This window comes from Streptomyces carminius (assembly GCF_002794255.1).
Classification (GTDB): Bacteria; Actinomycetota; Actinomycetes; order Streptomycetales; family Streptomycetaceae; genus Streptomyces; species Streptomyces carminius.
In genome coordinates this window covers 15,621-33,290 of record NZ_PGGW01000019.1, presented here as the reverse complement: position 1 = coordinate 33,290, position 17,670 = coordinate 15,621, and the positions used below count along the sequence as shown (strand labels likewise).

Here is a 17,670-nt window from a genome sequence, read left to right as displayed (position 1 = left end):
GAGAGGGTGAGGTGGGCCGGATGCTCAAGGCGGTGAACCGGGTCCTGCTGGGACTGGCCGGACTGGCGCTGCTGGTACTGGGTCTGGCCGCGCTGGCGGGTGGCCTCGACCTGTGGCGGCGCTGGGAACTCGACCCGCCCTCGGGATGGCCCTGGAACGGACCGGACGAGGTGCTGCTCGGCCGCGGGAGCCCGGCCTGGTGGCAGGACGCCGGCTGGTGGCGCTGGCTGGTGGTGATCGGTGTGCCGGCCCTCCTGCTGCTGCTTGCCCTGTGGTGGCTGGCGGTCCAGCTCCGGCGGCAGCGGGCGGACGCGGTACTGGTCGACAGCGGCGACGGCTACGGGGCCCTGCTCCGGGCGAGGACCCTGGAGGACGCGGTCGCAGCCGAGGCCGGGACCATGCCGGGAGTGGAACGGGCCAAAGTGGCCCTGAGCCGCCGCCGCACCGGGACGCGCGCCCGGGTCGCGGTGGCGCTGGCCGCGCACGCGGGGCCCGCCGGGACCTTGGCGGGCCTGCGGGACGAGGCACTGGAACACGCCCGCACCTCGGCGGGGCTGGACAAGCTCTCGGCGGACGTCCGGATGCGTTCGGCGCGGCATCGCGCCGAACGGGTGAGCTGACGGCGTGCCCCGGCCTCCCCACCGGCCCGGTGGGGAGGCCGGGGCACGCCGGGACCGGGTGACCGTCCGGCCCCGGCGGACGCCGTGGCGGGTCAGAAGCCGTGCCGGGCGCCGCCGTCCACCGGGAGCAGCACGCCGGTGAGATAGGAGGCGGCGGGGGACAGGAGGAAGGCCGCCGCCCGGCCGAACTCCTCCGGGCTGCCGTAGCGGCGCAGTGGGACGGCGGCCGAGCCGCGCTCCCGGGCGGCCTCGGCGTCCCCGGTGAGCGCGTCCAGCTCACGCACCCGGTCGGTGTCGATGCGCCCCGGCAGCAGCCCGACGACCCGGATGCCGCGCGGCCCCACCTCGTTCGCGAGCGACTTGGCGAAGCCCGCCAGCCCGGGCCGCAGTCCGTTGGAGACCGTCAGACCGGCGATCGGCTCGTGCACCGAGCCGGACAGCACGAAGCCGATCACCCCGCCCTCGCCCAGCCGCCCGGCGGCGGTGCGGGCCAGCCGCACCGCACCGAGGAAGACCGTCTCGAACGACGACCGCCACTGGTCGTCGGTGACCGTCTCGAAGGAGCCGGCGGGCGGCCCGCCGACACTGATCAGCACCCCGTCGAGCCGGCCGTGCCGCTCGTACGCCGCCGTCACCAGCCGGTCGGCGGCGGACGGGTCGGCGTTGTCCGCCGCGATGCCGGTGGCGTCCCCGCCCAACCGGGCGGCGGCCCCGGCCGCCGACTCCCCGGTGCGGCCGGTGACGATCACCTTCGCGCCGTCGACGGCGAGTTCCCGTGCGGCGGCGAAGCCCAGGCCGCGAGTGGCGCCGGTGACGAGATACACCCTGTCCTGCAGTCCGAGATCCATGGTGCTCAGTCTGCCCGCCGGTCCGCCGTCCCGGGAGCCGCGGGGACGGGACGGGCGGAGGGGGGAACGGGATGTCCGGCAGTCCGGGCGCCTTCGGCATCCTCCCGGGAGCCGCCGCCGGGGCCGTCACCGGGGCCGCCGCCGGCCCCGTTCCCGGCCCGCTCCGCCTCCGCCGCGCGGTCCCGGCGCTCGCGGCGGACCAGGACCGCCCAGCCCACCGGGACCGCCGCCGCGAACAGCCACCACTGGAAGGCGTACGCCAGATGCGCGCCGATGCCGTTGTGGTCCGGCTCGGGGAGGAGCTCGGGCTGCTCGCCCGGGGGTTCCGGCGAGGTCTCGGCCAGGGCGAGGTAACCGCCCAGGACCGGCCGGTCCAGTTCCCGGGCCAGCCGCCCGCTGTCGATCAGCATCACCTGGCGGGGCGGCAGCCCCTCCTTCTCCTTGACCCCCTCGCCCGTCCTCTCGTCCGGCATCAGCCGCCCGGTCACGGTGACCTCACCGGCGGGGGCCGGCGGTACGTCGGGGAACCTCGTCAGGTCCTCGCCCGTCGGGATCCAGCCGCGGTTGACCAGCACGGCGGTGCCGTCCGCGCGGACCAGCGGGGTGAGCACGTGGTATCCGATCCGCTTGCCGGTACCGGTCCGCTGCCGTACGACCACCTCGCCGCGGGTGTCGTAGGTGCCGGTCGCGGTCACCGGGCGGTACCGGTCGCCGTCGGCCGGGCCGCGGCCCGGGGCGGTCAGTCCGTCCACGGGCACCGGGTCGGCGGCCAGGCTGGCGGCGATCAGCTCGTTGCGCGCCACCCGCTCCTCGTGCCGGTTCCACTGCCAGAAGCCCAGCCGGACCATCGCCGGGATCAGCAGGAGCGCGACAAGGGTGAGGATCACCCACTGCCGGGAGAGCAGGAAGCGGTACGGGGAGGACTCCGGCGGTTCCGGGAGCGCCGGTGATCCCGGTGATCCCGGCGGTCCCGGTGGGTCTGAGGACACTGACGACACGGCTTCGACGGTACCCCGCCGGGCGTCACTCCCGGGGGGCGGGGGGCTCGGCGGCCGGGGCCACATCCCGCAGGAGCTGGGTGAAGGCGGCCTCGTCGATCACCGGGGTGCCGTGGGCACGCGCCTTGACGATCTTGGAGGTGCCCGAGTCGGGGTCGTTGGTGACCAGCAGGCTGGTGAGCCGGGACACACTGGTCGCGATGTGGAGGCCGGCCTCGACGGCGCGGTCCTCCAGCAGCTCCCGGTCGGTGGAGGTGTCGCCGGAGATCGCCACCCGCATGCCCTGGACCAGCGGCCCGCCCGGCTCGTACCGTCCGGGATTGGGATAGGGGCAGGCCGGCCGTCTGCGCGAGGGGCGCCAGCTCCCCGCGTAGGACCGCGGGCGTCCGCCGTGGGCGTCCGGGGCGGTGACGCTGTCGGTCCACTCGGTCAGCGGCTGGCAGGCCAGCAGGGGCAGCCGTATGCCGTCGGCGGCGGCCAGCCGCAGACTCGGCCGGAACGCCTCTGCCAGTACCCGGGCGTCGTCCAGCGCGTGGTGTGCCCGGTGCTGGACGACGCCGTAGTGCGCGGCGAGGGTCTCCAGCCGGTGGTTGGCCAGGGGCAGGCCCAGCTCCTTGGACAGGGCGATGGTGCACAGCCGCTGCCGTACGGGGGGCGTCAGCCGGGCCCGGGCGTACTCACGGGCGATCATCGACCAGTCGAAGACGGCGTTGTGCGCGACCAGCACCCGGTCCCGCAGCCGCTCGGCGAACTCCTCGGCGACCTCCGCGAAGACGGGGGCGTCGGCCAGCATCTCGCTCGTCAGGCCGTGTATCCAGACCGGTCCCGGATCCCGCTGGGGATTGACCGGGGTGTACCAGTGGTCGATCACGTCCCCCCGGGCGTCCAGCCGGTAGACGGCGGCGGAGACGATGCGGTCGTCCCGGGCGAGCCCCGTGGTCTCCACGTCCACCACCGCGTAGCTCTCGGGGTATTCGACGGGCCAGGCCGGGGTGCTGGGTCGCGCCGCGTGCCGCGCGGTGGGTCGCGCCGTGGGCCGCAGGCGGGGGGCCGACTGGTCTTCGAGCATGGTCCCAGAGGATACGGGGCTCAACTGACACCTCCGCATCACCGCTGGTCGCACCGGACACCGGAGTACTGACGGGCCGTCGGCCACCGCCGGGCCCGGCCACCGGGACCCCGGCGGCCGGGGTCCCGGCGGCGCGGACCGTCCGGTGCGGTGGTTACTCCACGGCGTCCAGGGCGTCGACGATGCCGTGGCCGTAGAAGCCGTTGACGTGCCTGCCGCCCTCACAGGTGGAGTCCTCGGTCCCGTTGCCGTCCGGGTCGTAGAACTCCGGGCAGCCGGGGTTGTCCGCCTGCGCCTTCAGCATCCACTGGAGGGCGGCCGGGCTCGCCCAGGGGTGCTCGCTCTTGAGCAGCGCCGCCACGCCCGCGACGTGCGGGCTGGCCATCGAGGTGCCCTGCAGGAACGCGTAGGACTCGTTCGGCATGGTCGACAGGATCCGGCCGTTCCCCGAGGGGGTGTCCGGGATCTGGAACCGGTCGCCGCCGGGCGCCGCCACGTCGGCGACCTTGTAGCCGTAGCTGGAGTAGTACGACTTCAGGTCCTGCACGCCCGTCGCGGTGACCGTCACCACGCCCGGCAGCTGGGTGGGCAGGTCCAGGCACTCGGACGGGTCGACGGTGCGCGGGACCGGCTTGGTGTCGTTGGGGCTGGAGTCGTCGACGATCTCGTCGGCGGAGAGGTCGTCGTTGGAGTTGCCCGCCGAGGCGACGTGCAGGGTCCCCTTGCGCTCCGCGTAGCGGGCGGCCCGGTTCACGGCCTCCACGACCGCGCCCTGGTCCGGGTCGTCCTTGCAGTTGTAGAGGTAGGGGTCGACGTAGTAACTGTTGTTGGTGATCTCCACGCCCTTGTCGGCCGCGAAGACGAAGGCGCAGATCACCGCCTCCGGGTAGAAGAGGCTGGTGTCGGGTTCGCTCACCTTGATGGAGGAGACCTTCACGCCCGGCGCGACCCCCGCCACGCCGACGCCGTTGCGGGCGGCGGCTATGGTGCCCGCGACATGCGTGCCGTGGTAGTCGTCCGCGGTGTACGGCCGCCAGGCGCCCTCGCTGGTGTCGGCGACGCCGCCGACGCAGTTCGCGGACTGGCCCGCCGAGAAGTTCGGGGCCAGGTCCGGGTGGGTGTCGTCGACCCCGGTGTCGATGACCGCGACGGTGACCTTGCCGCTGCCCGGGTTGACCTTGCTCGCCTCGTCCGCGCGTATGGAGCGCAGACCCCACAGGTCGGCCTCCAGCGGCTCGGCGTCGGGGACGTCGGCCGTTTCGGCGGCGCTCGTCCCGGCCTCCTGCGACACGTACTGGGGAACGCCCACCTCGGTCGTCGCCGCGGACCGCAGCGGTGCGGTGCGGGTGGCGCCGGCGGACCGCACGCCGCGCACCTCGCGCATCTCCTCGGCGAAGTCCGGGTTCGCGGAGTGGGCGACGATCACGCCGATCTTCCGGTGCGTGACGACGACCGTGCCGCCCGCCCCGGCCACCGCCCTCTCGACCCGCTTGATCGTGCCGGGGTGGGAGGAGGTGTTGACCACGTACGACAACTGCTCGCCGTCCGCGGCCGCCGGTGCCGCGGCCGCGGGCGCCGCTTCCTGCGCCAGTGCCGTACCGGCGCCCGGCAGCAGGGCCAGGGAAGCGGCCACGGCCAGTCCGGTCGGCACCGCGACGGCGCGGCGTCGGCGGGAGGGTCTCGATGCCATGGGTTCTCCATGTCTGTGGGAACGTGGAACCCGCAACCTCGCGTCCGCATAACGGACTTGAATGTGCGGATGTACGACGATGGAAGTTAACGCCCTTACCGGCGAGGCGGCAATGGGCCGGACCCGCCGGACGGCGGGCTCCGCCCGGCGCCGGAGGGCTTCCCGGTGAGGCCGGTTCCGACGCGCCAGGGTCCCGCCCGTCCGGGCTCTCCGGACGGCGCGGATGCCCGCTGCCCACCGGACGACAGCGGCGTCGCGTACGCTGCCTGGAGATGTCCAACCGTGGGAAGGGCTGTCGGCATGCTGCTGGACACCTACGGCCGGGTGGCCACCGATCTGCGTGTGTCGCTCACCGACCGGTGCAATCTGCGGTGCACCTACTGCATGCCCGAGGAAGGGCTCCAGTGGCTCGCCAAACCCGATCTGCTCACGGATGACGAGATCGTCCGCCTCGTGACGATAGCCGTGACCCGGCTCGGGGTGCGGGAGGTGCGTTTCACCGGCGGTGAGCCACTGCTGCGCCCGGGGCTGGTGGGCATCGTCGGGCGCTGCGCCGCCCTCGACCCGCGGCCGAAGCTGTCGCTGACCACCAACGGCATCGGACTGGAGCGCACCGCCGGGGCGCTGCGCGAGGCCGGGCTGGACCGGGTCAACGTCTCCCTCGACACCATCGACCCCGAGGTGTTCGAGCGGATGACCCGCCGCAAGCGCCACGCCGACGTGCTGCGCGGTCTGGCGGCCGCCCGCGCGGCGGGACTCACCCCCGTCAAGGTGAACGCCGTGCTGATGCCCGGCGTCAACGACACCGAGGCGCCCGAGCTGCTCTCCTGGGCCGTCGAGCACGACTACGAGCTGCGGTTCATCGAGCAGATGCCGCTCGACGCCCAGCACGGCTGGCGGCGCCGGGACATGGTCACCGCGGGCGATATCCTGGCCTCGCTGCGCACCCGGTTCACCCTCACCCCCGAGGGGGAGGACAGCCGGGGATCCGCACCCGCCGAGCGCTGGCTCGTCGACGGCGGTCCGCACCGCGTCGGTGTGATCGCCTCCGTCACCCGGCCCTTCTGCCGCGCCTGCGACCGCACCCGGCTGACCGCCGACGGCCAGGTCCGCACCTGCCTGTTCGCGCGGGAGGAGTCGGATCTGCGCGGGGCGCTGCGCGCGGGCGCGGAGGACGAGGAGATCGCCGGGCTGTGGAGGACGGCGATGTGGGGGAAGAAGGCGGGCTCCGGGCTGGACGACCCCGCCTTCCTCCAGCCCGACCGCCCGATGTCAGCGATCGGCGGCTGAGCCGCCCCGGCCCCCGCCGTCCCCCCGGCCCTCCCAGACGTCCAGGGCCACCACGTCCTTGAGGAAGTCGCGCGCCCCCAGGAACCGCGACAGGTGCTCACGGTGCTCCTCGCAGGCCAGCCAGGTCTTGCGGCGCTCCGGGGTGTGCAGCTTCGGGTTGTTCCAGGCCAGCACCCACACGGCGGGCTCCCGGCATCCCTTGGCGGAGCAGACCGCCGTGTCGCCGGGACTGTCGTGGCTGCCGGAGTTCTCGGACGCGGGGGCGCTCATGGGATCGGTCACAGGTCTCATGAGAACACGGTCACGGAAGGTGACGGACCCGGAGGCGACCCGGCCGCGAAAAAACGACGCCGGGCAGCCACGGGGGGAGCCGCCCGGCGTCGGTCTGTCGCTCCGACGGGGGATGCGGAGCGTGTACGCAGTATGGCACGTGCACCCATCCTCCCGGCACCGGAACAGCGCGATTGATGAGAGTTTCCCATGTCCGGTGTCCCGGAGCAGTTCATTCCCGCCGCTCGGGCCCCGGCCGGCTCGGCTCCTGCCGGTGCGTCGTCTCCCGCGCCGTGCCGCCGGCCTCCCGCCCGTAAGGCTGCTCCCCGGCGGACCGCGGCTCCGGGGGCTCGGTGTACTCGGTGTGCTCGGTGTGCCCCAGGGCCGTCCGCGGCGGTGCGGGGAGCAGCGAGGCCGGGGCGGGGGGCGCGTTCTCCCGTCCCGCGTTGGCGACCACCACCGCCACGTAGGGCAGGAGCGCCCCGAGCACCAGGGCCAGCACGGCGAGCGGACGCTGCACGTTCCACAGCAGCACGGTCAGCAGGACCGCCGCGGTCCGCACCAGCATCGCCGCCACATAGCGCCGCTGACGGCCGCGTACGTCCTCGTCAAGACCCTGTCGCGCTCCGGTGATCCGGAAGACCTGTGGCCCGTGCTGCCTGTGCCTCACGACTCCACCACACTCCACCACCTGCTCGTACGGCCGGTAACCGGGGATGTCCGCGCCGGGTTCCCGGCTTTTTCCACACTACGCCCCGGCTGCGCCGCATACGAGGCCGGGGAGAGGGCATCCGAACCGCCAGGGACGACTCCCATCCGGACGGTCCCCCGACCGCCCGGTACGGGTGTCGTCCGGCACAAGCCGAACGCACAGGGCGCATCGTGCGTCGCACGAGGAGGCGACATGAGCTGGTTGTGGGCGATCATCGTGGGTCTGGTACTGGGTGTGCTGGCCCGCGCCATCCTGCCGGGCAAGCAGGACATCCCTCTGTGGCTGACGGCCATCTTCGGAATCCTCGGCGCTCTCCTGGGCAACGCCGTGGCGGGCTGGGTCGGTGTGGGCAACACCGCGGGCATCGACTGGATCCGGCACCTGCTCCAGCTCGCCGGAGCCGTACTGATCGTGGCACTGGGCACTCCCCTGTACGCCAAGCTCAGGGGAGGCAGCAGGCGTACCGCCTGACAGGACCCGACCGCGGCCCCGCGGGGCCGCTCCGCACAGCCGGACGGGGGTCGGCGCGCACACCGCGCGCGCCGGCCCCCGTCCCGTGCGCGGCCGTCGCCCGGGCGGAAGTCCGTACCGCTCACACCCCCCGGCTGACGGAGCTCATGTTGAAGTCGGGCACGCGCAGCGGGGGCATCGCGGCCCGGGTGAACCAGTCCGACCACTCACGCGGCAGCGTGCGTTCGCTGCGCCCCGCCTCGGCGGCCCGGCCCAGCAGGTCGACCGGCGACTCGTTGAACCGGAAGTTGTTCACCGCGCCCGTGACCTCGCCCTTCTCCACCAGGTAGACACCGTCCCGGGTCAGCCCGGTCAGCAGCAGGGTCGCCGGATCGACCTCGCGGATGTACCACAGACAGGTCAGCAGCAGGGCGGGACCGTCGTGTCCGGCGCCGGCCACCATCTCCTCCAGTGAGGCGGTGCCGCCGGCGTCCAGGAGCAGGTTGTCGATCCCGGGTGCCACCGGCAGACCCGTCAGCCCCGCCGAGTGCCGGGTGGTCAGCAGCCGCCGCAGCTCGCCGTCGCGGATCCAGTCGGTGGCCGCCAGCGGCAGGCCGTTGTCGAAGACCGACGCGTCGTCGCCGGAGGAGTGCGCGATGACGAACGGCGCCGCCTCCAGGCCGGGCGCGCCCGGGTCGCTGCGCAGCGTCAGCGGCAGCTCCGACAGCCGCTCCCCGACCCGGGTGCCGCCCCCGGGCCTGCTGAACACCGTCCGGCCCTCGGCGGCGTCGCGCCCGGCGGACGACCACAGCTGGTAGATCAGCAGGTCCGCCACGGCACTGGGCGGCAGCAGCGTCTCGTACCGCCCGGCCGGCAGCTCCACCTGCCGGCCGGCCCATCCCAGCCGCCGCGCCAGCTCGGCGTCCAGCGCCTGCGGATCGACGTCCGCGAAGTCGCGGGTCGCCCGTCCCGCCCATGCCGAGCGGCCACGGTCCGGGGACTTGGCGTTGATCTCCAGCGTGCCGGTGGGCTGGTCGTGCCGGAGCCGCAGACCGGTGGACGTCCCCAGATAGGTGGAGACCATCCGGTGGTGGGCGAAGCCGTACAGCTCGCGGCCCTCGGCCCGGGCCCGGGCGAAGGACTCACCCAGCGCCGGGGCGAAGGACGCGAAGACCGCCGAGGAGGTCTCGGCCGGTGCCTCGGTGAAACCGGTGGAGGCCGGCCCGCCGGTCACCAGCGGCTGGGCGTCCTCCGCCGGGCCCGCGGACCGCGCTGCCTCCTCCGCGGCCCGCACCAGCGGCTCGATGTCCGCGTCGGTGACGGCCGCGCGGGAGACCACCCCCGAGGCCGTGCCCTCGGCCCCGTCGACGGTCGCGATGACGGTAAGAGTACGGCCCCGGGTGACACCGTTGGTGGTCAGCGCGTTGCCCGCCCACCGCAGGTTGGCGGCGGACTCCTCGTCGGCGATGACCACACAGCCGTCCGCCCGGGACAGCTCCAGCGCGCGCTCGACGACCTCGTGCGGGGCGGGGGACGCCGAAGGTACCGAGAGTGCAGTCATCGACCGGCCTCCTGGGCGGTGTTGAGGATGTTGACGCCGCGGAAGAGCGCGGAGGGGCAGCCGTGCGAGACGGCGGCGACCTGGCCCGGCTGGGCCTTGCCGCAGTTGAAGGCGCCGCCGAGCACGTAGGTGCCCGGCCCGCCGACGGCCTCCAGCGAGCCCCAGAAGTCGGTGGTGGTCGCCTGATAGGCCACGTCGCGCAGCTGCCCGGCGAGCCGCCCGTTCTCGATCCGGAAGAAGCGCTGTCCGGTGAACTGGAAGTTGTGGCGCTGCATGTCGATCGACCACGAGCGGTCACCGACCACGTAGATCCCCCGCTCCACCCGGGAGATCAGCTCCTCGGTGTCCGGCCCGTCCGGGTCGGCCCGGAGCGAGACGTTCGCCATCCGCTGCACGGGGACGTGGCCGGGGGAGTCGGCGAAGGCGCAGCCGTTGGAGCGCCCCAGACCGGTCAGCCTCGCGATCCGCCGGTCGAGCTGGTAGCCGACCAGGACGCCGTCCCGCACCAGGTCCCAGGACTGGGCCGCCACGCCCTCGTCGTCGTAGCCGATCGTGGCCAGTCCGTGCTCGGCGGTGCGGTCGCCGGTGACGTTCATGACCGGCGAGCCGTAGCTCAGCGTGCCCAGCTTGTCGAAGGTGGCGAAGGAGGTGCCCGCGTACGCCGCCTCGTATCCCAGCGCCCGGTCCAGCTCGGTGGCGTGGCCGACGGACTCGTGAATGGTCAGCCAGAGGTTGGAGGGGTCGATCACCAGGTCGTACGTGCCGGGTTCGACGCCGGGCGCGCGCATCTTGCCGGCCAGCAGCTCCGGGATCCGGTCCAGTTCCCCGTCCCAGTCCCAGCCGGTGCCGGTCAGGTACTCCCAGCCGCGCCCCACCGGCGGGGCCAGGGTGCGCATCGAGTCGAACTCGCCGGAGTCGGCGACCGAGACGGCCGTCACCTCCGGGTGGAGCCGTACCCGCTGCTGGGTGGTGACGGTGCCGGCGGTGTCCGCGTAGAACTTGTTCTCCTGCACGGTCAGGAGTGAGGCGTCCGTGTGCGAGACCCCCTCCGCGGCCAGCAGCCGCTCGCTCCACTGCGCCAGTAGCCCCGTCTTCTCCGTGTCCGGCACGTCGAACGGGTTGATCTCGTAGGACGAGACCCAGGTCCGCTCGCCGTGCACCGGCTCCTCGGCCAGCTCCACCCGCTCGTCGGAGCCCGCGGCCTCGATCACCCGCGCCGACAGCTCCGCCATCGCCACGGCCTGCTCCGCCACCCGGGCGGCGGCGTCCGCCGTCATGTCCACGCCCGAGGCGAATCCCCAGGCCCCGCCGTGCACCACCCGCACCGCGTAACCGTTGTCGGTGATGTCCGAGGACCCGGCCGGCCGGGCGTCCCGCAGCCGCCAGGAGGCGCTGCGGATCCTTTCGAGGCGGAAGTCGGCGTGCTCGGCCCCCAGCGACCGGGCCCGCGCGAGCGCCGCGTCGGCGAGCCCGCGCAGCGGCAGCGCGAGGAAGGACTCATCGATCTCGTGCACCACGGACGCTCCTCCTTGTCGACGCATGATCGAAGTCAACCATGCCGGATTGGCCGGACGCGGCGGGTTTCGCGGGCTCCGGACCGTGCCCGTACGGGCCTACCCTGTCAGGACGGCACGGCACGCGGGAACCGGGTGCGGCGGGCTGGGGCAGAAGGGGGCGGGAATGGACGACACGGACCGGCCGGGCTTCCCCTGGCCGTGGCTGCTGCCCTCCCTGGCCGTTCTGCTGGGGCTGACGGCCTGGGGGATCGGGGTCTATCCGGAGCTGCCGGAGCGGGTGCCGCAGCATGTGGGCCCCGACGGCGTCGACGCCTGGACGGACAAGTCCGTCGGCGCGGTCTTCCTCCCCGTCTTCCTCTACGCCGGGGTCACCGTGGTGATGACGGCCGTCTGTGCGGCGGCGCCGCGCATCCGCCCTGCCGATGAGCTCGACCCGGGGGAGCGGACCTCGGGGCTGGTCAACCGGCCCGCCACCCGGGTCTCGGCGCTGCGGACCGGCCGGGCGGTACTGCTGACGAACGCGCTGATCGGACTGCTCATCGCCCTGAGCTGCACGGTGATGTGGCGTACCGAACCGGCCTCGCACGTTCCCGGCTGGTTTCCCGTCGTGCTCCTGGCAGTGGGGTCGGCAAGCGTGGTGCCGGTGCTGGTGGCGGCGGTACGGGACCGGCGGGACCGGCGGGGCCGCCGGGGACACCCCCGCCGCGGCTGATCCGGCGGGGTGTCCGCACGGGCATCGGGGGTACCCGCCGCCGCCCCGGCTTCCGTGACAGGGAAGCCCACCACGCGGGAGGTGCGCGGACATGAGCGACTACTCCGGTCCCTACGGCGTCGACCACGATCCGTCCGAGATGGCGGACACCGAGGCGAGGGACAGGGCGAAGGGCGGCGAAGAGAAGAAGGACCGGCTCCCCACCGGTACGACGGGCACCGAGCGGGAAGACCGCCCGGCGGAGCCGGAACACGGCCGGTCCGGTGCGGAGAGCGAGCAGGGGAGCGGGGGGCCCGGGGAGTAGGCGCGGCCGGCCGGCGGGCGGAGGTCAGTCCTCCGCGCCGTCCGGCTCCCCGCCTTCCTCGGCGGAGGTCTTGAACTCCGAGGTGTCCAGGTCGCAGCCGAAGGGCTCGGGAATGCGCAGCGGCTCCCCGAACGGCGTGGTCAGCCGTGCGTTGTAACCCCGCTCGGACGGCCGCCAGAACACCGTGGCGGCCTGCTCGCGCATGTCGAGCAGCAGGTACACCGGCACACCGCAGCGGCCGTACACCGAGACCTTGTCGTTCCAGTCCACCTCGCGCGTGGAGTCGGACGTCAGCTCGGCGACGAAGGACAGTGCGTCACCGTCGATGTATCGCTTCCGGGTCCGGAAGGCTGCCATGTCGGCGACAAACACATCCGGCCCGTAGGCACGCTCGACCCCTGGAAAAGCGAACAGGAAAGGTGCGTGGTCGACTGTGTGGCCGGGGGGCAGATGCGGTCCCAACTGAGTCCGTAGGGACTGCATGACCGGCAGGTAGTAGCCCTTCGACCACGGCGACATGACGATGTTCCCCCCGACGATCTCCGCCCGGTAACCGTCGGGCACCTCCATGCTCAGCAGCGTGCGGCACAGCTTCCGGAAGCGGGCTGTGCCGAAGGGAACGTCTATGGCCGTCGGTCGTTCGAGCATCACTGTCATGATGCGCCTCCTCGCGCTCTCGCACCATACGCGACTCAGCGTAGCGGGTCGGAGGCGCCCGGTAATAACCCGATTCCCGTACAGCCGACCGTCGTACGAACTCCCCGGGCGCCCTCCCCGTGCGGCTCTCTGTAGAAACCCCACAGTGTCCCGGCAAAGCCCCTGTCGGCCCCCGGTTCTCCGAAGAGGCGGACCTGGCGATAGCTTCTCCAGGAGTACCGCTACCAACGGAAGGGTGTTCCCTTGAGCCGCTCGGTTCTCGTCATCGGAGGCAACCGCGGCATCGGCCTGGCCATTGCCCGCGCCTTCGCCGACGCAGGCGACAAGGTCGCCGTCACCTACCGGTCCGGTGAGCCCCCGGAGGGCTTCTGCGCCGTCAGGTGCGACATCACCGACGCCGAGCAGGTGGAGCAGGCCTACAAGGAGATCGAGGAGCGGCAGGGTCCGGTCGAGGTGCTGGTCGCCAACGCCGGTATCACCCGCGACCAGTTGCTGCTGCGGATGTCCGAGGAGGACTTCACCTCCGTGCTGGAGACCAACCTCACCGGCACCTTCCGGGTCGTGAAGCGGGCGAGCAGGGGCATGCTCCGCGCCCGCTCCGGACGCATCGTGCTGATTTCCTCCGTCGTCGGCCTGCTGGGCTCGGCCGGACAGGCGAACTACGCCGCCTCCAAGGCGGGGCTGGTCGGCTTCGCCCGCTCGATCGCCCGGGAACTGGGTTCCCGCAGCATCACCTGCAACGTGGTCGCGCCGGGGTTCGTGGACACCGACATGACGCGTGCGCTCTCCGAGGAGCAGCGCGGGAAGATCGTCGGACAGGTACCGCTGGGCCGTTACGCCCGGCCCGAGGAGGTCGCCTCCACGGTGCGCTTCCTGGCCTCGGAGGAGGCCGCTTACATCACCGGAGCCGTCATTCCCGTGGACGGCGGATTGGGCATGGGGCACTGAACGTCATGAGTGGACTTCTCGCCGGAAAGCGCGTTCTCGTCACCGGGGTGCTCACCGAGTCCTCGATCGCCTTCCACGTCGCCAGGCTCGCCCAGGAGGAAGGCGCGGAGGTCGTCCTCACCGGCTTCGGGCGGCTGACCCTGGTGCAGCGGATCGCCAGGCGGCTGCCGAAGGAGGCGCCGGTGATCGAACTGGACGTGCAGAACAAGGAGCACCTGGACACCCTGGCCGACCGAGTCACCGAGCACCTCGGCGAGGGCGTCGGGCTGGACGGTGTCGTGCACTCCATCGGTTTCGCGCCGCAGGACGCGCTCGGCGGCAACTTCCTCAACACCGGCTGGGAGTCGGTCGCCACGGCGGTGGAGGTCTCGGCGTACTCGCTGAAGTCCCTGACCATGGCCCTGCTCCCGCTGCTCGAGAAGCGCGGCGGCTCGGTCGTCGGCATGGACTTCGACGCGCAGGTGGCCTGGCCCAAGTACGACTGGATGGGGGTGGCCAAGGCGGCGCTGGAGTCCACCTCCCGCTACCTCGCCCGTGACCTGGGGCCCAGGAACATCCGCTGCAACCTGGTGTCGGCCGGCCCCATCAAGTCCATGGCCGCCAAGTCCATCCCGGGCTTCGAGGAACTGGCGGACGTGTGGAACACCCGTGCCCCGATCGGCTGGGACCTCGCCGATCCCGAGCCCGCGGCGCGCGGTGTGGTCGCACTGCTCTCGGACTGGTTCCCCAGGACGACGGGCGAGATCGTGCACGTGGACGGCGGCGTCCACATGATGGGGGCCTGACGGCGGTGTACCACCCGGCGCCCGGCGTGCAGCACGCCGGGCGCCGGGGCGTCCCGCGGACCGGCGGGGGCCGCCTCAGACCTGGTTGCAGTACGGCACGCTGCCGGTGTTGGCGACATAGCGGGCCGCCACCCAGGCCTGGCGGTCGCGCAGCAGGTACCAGACGGGGTTGCCGTCGATGTTCTGGGCGCGCACCTTGCACTTCAGGCCGACCTGGGCCCGGTAGGCCAGGCCGCCCAGGATGTGGGAGTCGGTGCTGGGGTACTGACGCTCGTAGACGCCGCTGGGCGCGGTGACGGTCCCGTACGGCAGGGCGGGGTGTGCCTGGGCGGTGCCGGTCAGGACCGTACCGCCGAGCAGCGCGGCGGTCAGCAGTGCGCCGGCGGTCCTGGCCGCCGTCCTCCGGGTTTTCGTGCCGAACATGCGGGCCTCCTCCACTTGGGGATGAAAAGGGGCAAGAGGGCCATCCCGTCCGCCGGGCCGGAGCAAACCGCATCTCCGTCTTCCGGGTCTCCGTCTTCACGCGTTCGGGGCAGCGCGCGGGGGGCGTGTCGGCACGGTGGGGGAGTGGGGAGCGGAGACGGGATGTGGGCGCCTGGCTCAGACGCGCCGGGTGTCCGCGAAGCGGCGTCGCGACGCCCCGGCCGGCCCCGGACCGTCCGGTGAATATGCTGCCTGCCATGGCCGACGATCCCGTGAGCAGCGACCACCGGCCGGACGGAAGCCGTCCGCCGGGGGCCGGCGGCCGTCCTTCCCGGGAAGCCGGTACGGCAGCCGCGCTTCCCGTGTCCGCCGCGCTCTCCCGGCGGACACGGGGGCTGCTGGCCGTCGGCCTCGTCCTGGCGGCGCTCAATCTCCGTCCCGCCATCGGCGGGCTCGGCCCTCTGCTGGCGGAGGTCCGCGACGGCCTGGGGATGAGCGGCACCGTCGCCGGACTGCTCACCTCCGCGCCCGCGCTGTGCTTCGCCGTGTTCGGTGGTGCCGCGCCCCGGCTGGCCCGCCGCTGGGGGCCGGCCGCCGTGCTGGCCGGCGCGCTGGCCGCCGTCACCACCGGTCTGGCGCTGCGCCCGCTGGCGGGCGGCACGGCGGCGTTCCTGGCCGCCAGCGTGCTGGCGCTGGCGGGCATAGCGACCGGCAACGTCCTGATGCCCGTGGTCGTCAAGCGCTGGTTCCCGGACCGGGTGGGCCCGATGACCGGCCTGTACTCCATGGCACTCTCGCTGGGCACCGCGGCCGCCGCCGCGTTCACCGTCCCGCTGACCGGCGCGCTGGGCGGCGGCTGGCGCCTGGGACTGGGGATGTGGGCGCTGCTCGGGGCGCTGGCCCTGCTGGTCTGGCTGCCGGTCGCCCGTACCTGCCGCACGCGCGCCGGGTCCGCGGACCGGGCCGGCGGCGGTACCGGTGCGGTCGGCGGGACGCCTCCGGTGCGCGTCACCCGCTCGCCCACCGCCTGGGCACTGGGTGTCTTCTTCGGCCTCCAGGCCACCGCCGCCTACGTCACCATGGGCTGGCTTCCGCAGATCCTCCGGGATGCCGGGGTCCCCGCCGCCACCGCCGGCCTGCTGCTCGCGGTCGCCATGGGCCTGGGTATCCCGCTGGCCTTCGTCCTGCCGCGGATCGCCGCTCGGCTCGGCCACCAGGGGCCCCTGGCGGCCGTCCTGGCCGTCTGCGGGCTCGGCGGGTACGCCGGGCTGTGGCTCGCCCCGGCGGCCGGTGCCTGGGCCTGGGCACTGCTGCTGGGGGTCTCCAACTGCGCCTTCCCGCTCGTCCTCACCATGATCGGCATGCGGGCGCGGACCGGTGCCGGGGTGGCCGCGCTCTCCGCCTTCGCGCAGGGCACCGGCTACCTGATCGCCATCCCCGGGCCGCTGCTGGTCGGTGTCCTCCACCAGCACACCGGGGGCTGGCACGCCCCCCTGCTCCTGCTGGCGGCCCTGATGGCCGCCCAGCTCGCGGTGGGCACGGTGGCGGGCCGGGACCGCTGTGTCGAGGACGGACACTGAGTGGGACACTGGACGCATGCCAGTGCTCGAACCCGATCCGCCCGACGGCCGGAAGAAACTGCTCGTCGTCCTCGGCGCGATGCTCGGCATCACCGTCGTCATCGCCCTCGCCGCCACCGTCATCGCCCCGTAGGCCCGGCCGGCCGGCCGGACGGGCACCGGGTGGTGGGGCTGTCCCCACCACCCCCTAGGGGGTCAGGCTCAGGGGGCAATGGGTGGATCACCGGATGGGATCGCCGCCTCGGAGCCCGTAGCGTCGTGGACAAGGCAGACGAGGCCACGCGACACACGACGGAGGCGAGCCCGATGACCGCCCACGCACCCCCCGGCCGGCCCTCCCGGCGCACCGCGGGCCGCAGTGCGGCCACCCGGCTGCCGTGGTGGGCCGTGGCGCTTCCCGCGCTGGCCTTCGTCGTACTGCTGTCGCTGACCGCCGGCGGCGGCGATGCCGAGGCGGCCGAGCCCTCCGCACACCTCCTCCGGTTGCTGGAGCACTTCTGGCGGCTCCTGACGGGCTGATCCGCGGTCCGCGCGACACACCGGTGACCGCACCGGCGGCGGCCCGGCGGGCACGCGGCCGGCCGGCCGCGCAGGCGCCCAACTCCCCGCGCCACACGCCGCCATTCGTGCGAAGCTGGACACATGAGCGTCGAAGTGCCCCGCAGGATCGTCATCCTCCGACACGCCAAAGCAGACTGGCCCCAGGTGGCCGACCACGACAGGCCGCTCGCGGAGCGGGGCCGCAAGGACGCCCCGGTCGCCGGCCGCTGGCTCGCCGCGAGCGGCATCCTTCCCGATCTCACCCTCTGCTCCACCGCAGTCCGTACCCGCGAGACCTGGAAGCTGTTCGCCCACGAACTGCCCAGCCGCCCGAAGACGGTCTACGAGGAGCGGCTCTACGAGGCTACGCTCGGTGAACTGATCGCGGTGGTCAACGAGACCCCGGACGAGATCCGGGACCTGCTGCTCATCGGCCACAACCCCGGGACGCACGCACTGGCCGACGCCCTCGCGGGTGAGGCCGAGGAGGACGCCCGGACCAGGCTGGACCGCGTCGGCTTCCCCACCTCCGCCATCGCGGTGATCTCCTTCACCGGCCCCTGGAAGTCCGTCGAGCACGGTGTCGGCCGCCTTGAGGCGCACTGGTCGCCGCGCGACTGACGGACGGCACGGGCGGGCACGCGTCCGCGCACCCCGGCCCGTCCGGGGCGGGGTGCGTCCCGTCCCGGACGGGCC

At 73.4% G+C, this 17,670-nt stretch carries 21 protein-coding genes; 11 read left to right on the top strand and 10 right to left on the bottom strand.

The window, feature by feature from the left end; translation table 11 throughout:
- The first annotated feature begins 20 nt into the window (after positions 1–20).
- A complete protein-coding gene (gene amaP / locus CUT44_RS06500; RefSeq protein ID WP_100201420.1) occupies positions 21–620 on the top strand; it encodes an alkaline shock response membrane anchor protein AmaP in 600 nt (199 codons plus the stop codon).
- A gap of 92 nt (positions 621–712) precedes the next feature.
- On the opposite strand, the gene CUT44_RS06495 is transcribed toward amaP, so the two are convergent.
- The 4 genes from CUT44_RS06495 to CUT44_RS06480 all read right to left on the bottom strand — a co-directional run bounded on the left by CUT44_RS06495 (position 713) and on the right by CUT44_RS06480 (position 5,225).
- On the bottom strand, positions 713–1,468 hold the full coding sequence (locus tag CUT44_RS06495) for an SDR family oxidoreductase (RefSeq protein WP_100201202.1): 756 nt from the start codon (positions 1,466–1,468) through the stop codon (positions 713–715).
- A gap of 5 nt (positions 1,469–1,473) precedes the next feature.
- Positions 1,474–2,373 carry an SURF1 family cytochrome oxidase biogenesis protein gene (locus tag CUT44_RS06490; protein ID WP_233221285.1) on the bottom strand — a complete coding sequence of 300 codons (900 nt, stop codon included), beginning with the start codon at positions 2,371–2,373 and terminating at the stop codon, positions 1,474–1,476.
- A 118-nt stretch (positions 2,374–2,491) separates the two neighbouring features.
- The gene (locus CUT44_RS06485; RefSeq protein WP_100201200.1) at positions 2,492–3,535 is read right to left on the bottom strand and encodes a DEDDh family exonuclease; all 1,044 of its coding nucleotides are present in this window, start codon (positions 3,533–3,535) and stop codon (positions 2,492–2,494) included.
- 154 nt (positions 3,536–3,689) lie between these two features.
- Entirely contained in the window at positions 3,690–5,225 is a 1,536-nt protein-coding gene (locus CUT44_RS06480) for a S8 family peptidase (RefSeq protein ID WP_100201199.1), read from the bottom strand.
- 300 nt (positions 5,226–5,525) lie between these two features.
- Here CUT44_RS06480 and moaA point away from each other — a divergent pair, with 300 nt between their 5' ends.
- A complete protein-coding gene (moaA, locus tag CUT44_RS06475; protein WP_100201198.1) occupies positions 5,526–6,515 on the top strand; it encodes a GTP 3',8-cyclase MoaA in 990 nt (329 codons plus the stop codon).
- On the opposite strand, the gene CUT44_RS06470 is transcribed toward moaA, so the two are convergent.
- Both CUT44_RS06470 and CUT44_RS06465 read right to left on the bottom strand, forming a co-directional pair.
- Positions 6,498–6,785 carry a hypothetical protein gene (locus CUT44_RS06470; protein ID WP_100201419.1) on the bottom strand — a complete coding sequence of 96 codons (288 nt, stop codon included), beginning with the start codon at positions 6,783–6,785 and terminating at the stop codon, positions 6,498–6,500. The genes moaA and CUT44_RS06470 overlap by 18 nt on opposite strands.
- 232 nt (positions 6,786–7,017) lie before the next feature.
- The gene (locus CUT44_RS06465; protein ID WP_100201197.1) at positions 7,018–7,455 is read right to left on the bottom strand and encodes a DUF3099 domain-containing protein; all 438 of its coding nucleotides are present in this window, start codon (positions 7,453–7,455) and stop codon (positions 7,018–7,020) included.
- 234 nt (positions 7,456–7,689) lie between these two features.
- On the opposite strand from CUT44_RS06465, the gene CUT44_RS06460 reads away from it, so the two are divergent.
- The gene (locus CUT44_RS06460) at positions 7,690–7,968 is read left to right on the top strand and encodes a GlsB/YeaQ/YmgE family stress response membrane protein (protein WP_100201196.1); all 279 of its coding nucleotides are present in this window, start codon (positions 7,690–7,692) and stop codon (positions 7,966–7,968) included.
- Between the two features lie 121 nt (positions 7,969–8,089).
- Here the strand turns inward: CUT44_RS06460 and CUT44_RS06455 are convergent, their stop codons facing one another.
- A complete protein-coding gene (locus CUT44_RS06455) occupies positions 8,090–9,508 on the bottom strand; it encodes a metallopeptidase TldD-related protein (protein ID WP_100201195.1) in 1,419 nt (472 codons plus the stop codon).
- Positions 9,505–11,025, bottom strand: coding sequence for a TldD/PmbA family protein (locus tag CUT44_RS06450; RefSeq protein WP_100201194.1), 1,521 nt, complete (start codon positions 11,023–11,025; stop codon positions 9,505–9,507). The genes CUT44_RS06455 and CUT44_RS06450 overlap by 4 nt, the downstream gene beginning before the upstream one ends.
- Before the next feature lie 163 nt (positions 11,026–11,188).
- Between CUT44_RS06450 and CUT44_RS06445 the strand changes: the two genes are divergently transcribed.
- Together CUT44_RS06445 and CUT44_RS06440 are read left to right on the top strand one after the other, a co-directional pair.
- On the top strand, positions 11,189–11,737 hold the full coding sequence (locus CUT44_RS06445; RefSeq protein ID WP_100201193.1) for a DUF1648 domain-containing protein: 549 nt from the start codon (positions 11,189–11,191) through the stop codon (positions 11,735–11,737).
- Between the two features lie 91 nt (positions 11,738–11,828).
- The gene (locus CUT44_RS06440; RefSeq protein ID WP_100201192.1) at positions 11,829–12,041 is read left to right on the top strand and encodes a hypothetical protein; all 213 of its coding nucleotides are present in this window, start codon (positions 11,829–11,831) and stop codon (positions 12,039–12,041) included.
- Between the two features lie 24 nt (positions 12,042–12,065).
- Here the strand turns inward: CUT44_RS06440 and CUT44_RS06435 are convergent, their stop codons facing one another.
- Positions 12,066–12,689 carry a Uma2 family endonuclease gene (locus CUT44_RS06435; RefSeq protein WP_332888254.1) on the bottom strand — a complete coding sequence of 208 codons (624 nt, stop codon included), beginning with the start codon at positions 12,687–12,689 and terminating at the stop codon, positions 12,066–12,068.
- Positions 12,690–12,941: 252 nt separating this feature from the next.
- Between CUT44_RS06435 and fabG the strand changes: the two genes are divergently transcribed.
- Together fabG and fabI are read left to right on the top strand one after the other, a co-directional pair.
- Positions 12,942–13,646 (top strand): 3-oxoacyl-[acyl-carrier-protein] reductase, encoded by a 705-nt coding sequence (fabG, locus tag CUT44_RS06430; protein ID WP_100201190.1) that lies wholly within the window; start codon positions 12,942–12,944, stop codon positions 13,644–13,646.
- 5 nt (positions 13,647–13,651) lie between these two features.
- On the top strand, positions 13,652–14,431 hold the full coding sequence (gene fabI, locus CUT44_RS06425; protein ID WP_100201189.1) for an enoyl-ACP reductase FabI: 780 nt from the start codon (positions 13,652–13,654) through the stop codon (positions 14,429–14,431).
- A gap of 75 nt (positions 14,432–14,506) precedes the next feature.
- Here the strand turns inward: fabI and CUT44_RS06420 are convergent, their stop codons facing one another.
- Positions 14,507–14,854, bottom strand: coding sequence for an SH3 domain-containing protein (locus CUT44_RS06420; protein ID WP_233221268.1), 348 nt, complete (start codon positions 14,852–14,854; stop codon positions 14,507–14,509).
- Between the two features lie 257 nt (positions 14,855–15,111).
- On the opposite strand from CUT44_RS06420, the gene CUT44_RS06415 reads away from it, so the two are divergent.
- The 4 genes from CUT44_RS06415 to CUT44_RS06400 all read left to right on the top strand — a co-directional run bounded on the left by CUT44_RS06415 (position 15,112) and on the right by CUT44_RS06400 (position 17,595).
- The gene (locus CUT44_RS06415) at positions 15,112–16,434 is read left to right on the top strand and encodes a CynX/NimT family MFS transporter (RefSeq protein WP_233221267.1); all 1,323 of its coding nucleotides are present in this window, start codon (positions 15,112–15,114) and stop codon (positions 16,432–16,434) included.
- A 16-nt stretch (positions 16,435–16,450) separates the two neighbouring features.
- The gene (locus CUT44_RS34465; protein ID WP_100201187.1) at positions 16,451–16,567 is read left to right on the top strand and encodes an SGM_5486 family transporter-associated protein; all 117 of its coding nucleotides are present in this window, start codon (positions 16,451–16,453) and stop codon (positions 16,565–16,567) included.
- Positions 16,568–16,740: 173 nt separating this feature from the next.
- On the top strand, positions 16,741–16,953 hold the full coding sequence (locus CUT44_RS06405) for a hypothetical protein (RefSeq protein ID WP_100201186.1): 213 nt from the start codon (positions 16,741–16,743) through the stop codon (positions 16,951–16,953).
- A gap of 123 nt (positions 16,954–17,076) precedes the next feature.
- The gene (locus tag CUT44_RS06400) at positions 17,077–17,595 is read left to right on the top strand and encodes a SixA phosphatase family protein (protein ID WP_100201185.1); all 519 of its coding nucleotides are present in this window, start codon (positions 17,077–17,079) and stop codon (positions 17,593–17,595) included.
- Positions 17,596–17,670: the final 75 nt, after the last annotated feature.

Bases quoted from the DNA above. Each gene is read 5' to 3' on its own strand.
- amaP (WP_100201420.1), top strand. From the start codon at position 21: ATGCTCAAGGCGGTGAACCGGGTCCTGCTGGGACTGGCCGGACTGGCG.
- CUT44_RS06495 (WP_100201202.1), bottom strand. From the start codon at position 1,468: ATGGATCTCGGACTGCAGGACAGGGTGTATCTCGTCACCGGCGCCACT.
- CUT44_RS06485 (WP_100201200.1), bottom strand. From the start codon at position 3,535: ATGCTCGAAGACCAGTCGGCCCCCCGCCTGCGGCCCACGGCGCGACCC.
- CUT44_RS06480 (WP_100201199.1), bottom strand. From the start codon at position 5,225: ATGGCATCGAGACCCTCCCGCCGACGCCGCGCCGTCGCGGTGCCGACC.
- moaA (WP_100201198.1), top strand. From the start codon at position 5,526: ATGCTGCTGGACACCTACGGCCGGGTGGCCACCGATCTGCGTGTGTCG.
- CUT44_RS06470 (WP_100201419.1), bottom strand. From the start codon at position 6,785: ATGAGCGCCCCCGCGTCCGAGAACTCCGGCAGCCACGACAGTCCCGGC.
- CUT44_RS06460 (WP_100201196.1), top strand. From the start codon at position 7,690: ATGAGCTGGTTGTGGGCGATCATCGTGGGTCTGGTACTGGGTGTGCTG.
- CUT44_RS06455 (WP_100201195.1), bottom strand. From the start codon at position 9,508: ATGACTGCACTCTCGGTACCTTCGGCGTCCCCCGCCCCGCACGAGGTC.
- CUT44_RS06445 (WP_100201193.1), top strand. From the start codon at position 11,189: ATGGACGACACGGACCGGCCGGGCTTCCCCTGGCCGTGGCTGCTGCCC.
- CUT44_RS06440 (WP_100201192.1), top strand. From the start codon at position 11,829: ATGAGCGACTACTCCGGTCCCTACGGCGTCGACCACGATCCGTCCGAG.
- CUT44_RS06435 (WP_332888254.1), bottom strand. From the start codon at position 12,689: ATGCTCGAACGACCGACGGCCATAGACGTTCCCTTCGGCACAGCCCGC.
- fabI (WP_100201189.1), top strand. From the start codon at position 13,652: ATGAGTGGACTTCTCGCCGGAAAGCGCGTTCTCGTCACCGGGGTGCTC.
- CUT44_RS06420 (WP_233221268.1), bottom strand. From the start codon at position 14,854: ATGTTCGGCACGAAAACCCGGAGGACGGCGGCCAGGACCGCCGGCGCA.
- CUT44_RS06415 (WP_233221267.1), top strand. From the start codon at position 15,112: ATGGCCGACGATCCCGTGAGCAGCGACCACCGGCCGGACGGAAGCCGT.
- CUT44_RS34465 (WP_100201187.1), top strand. From the start codon at position 16,451: ATGCCAGTGCTCGAACCCGATCCGCCCGACGGCCGGAAGAAACTGCTC.
- CUT44_RS06405 (WP_100201186.1), top strand. From the start codon at position 16,741: ATGACCGCCCACGCACCCCCCGGCCGGCCCTCCCGGCGCACCGCGGGC.
- CUT44_RS06400 (WP_100201185.1), top strand. From the start codon at position 17,077: ATGAGCGTCGAAGTGCCCCGCAGGATCGTCATCCTCCGACACGCCAAA.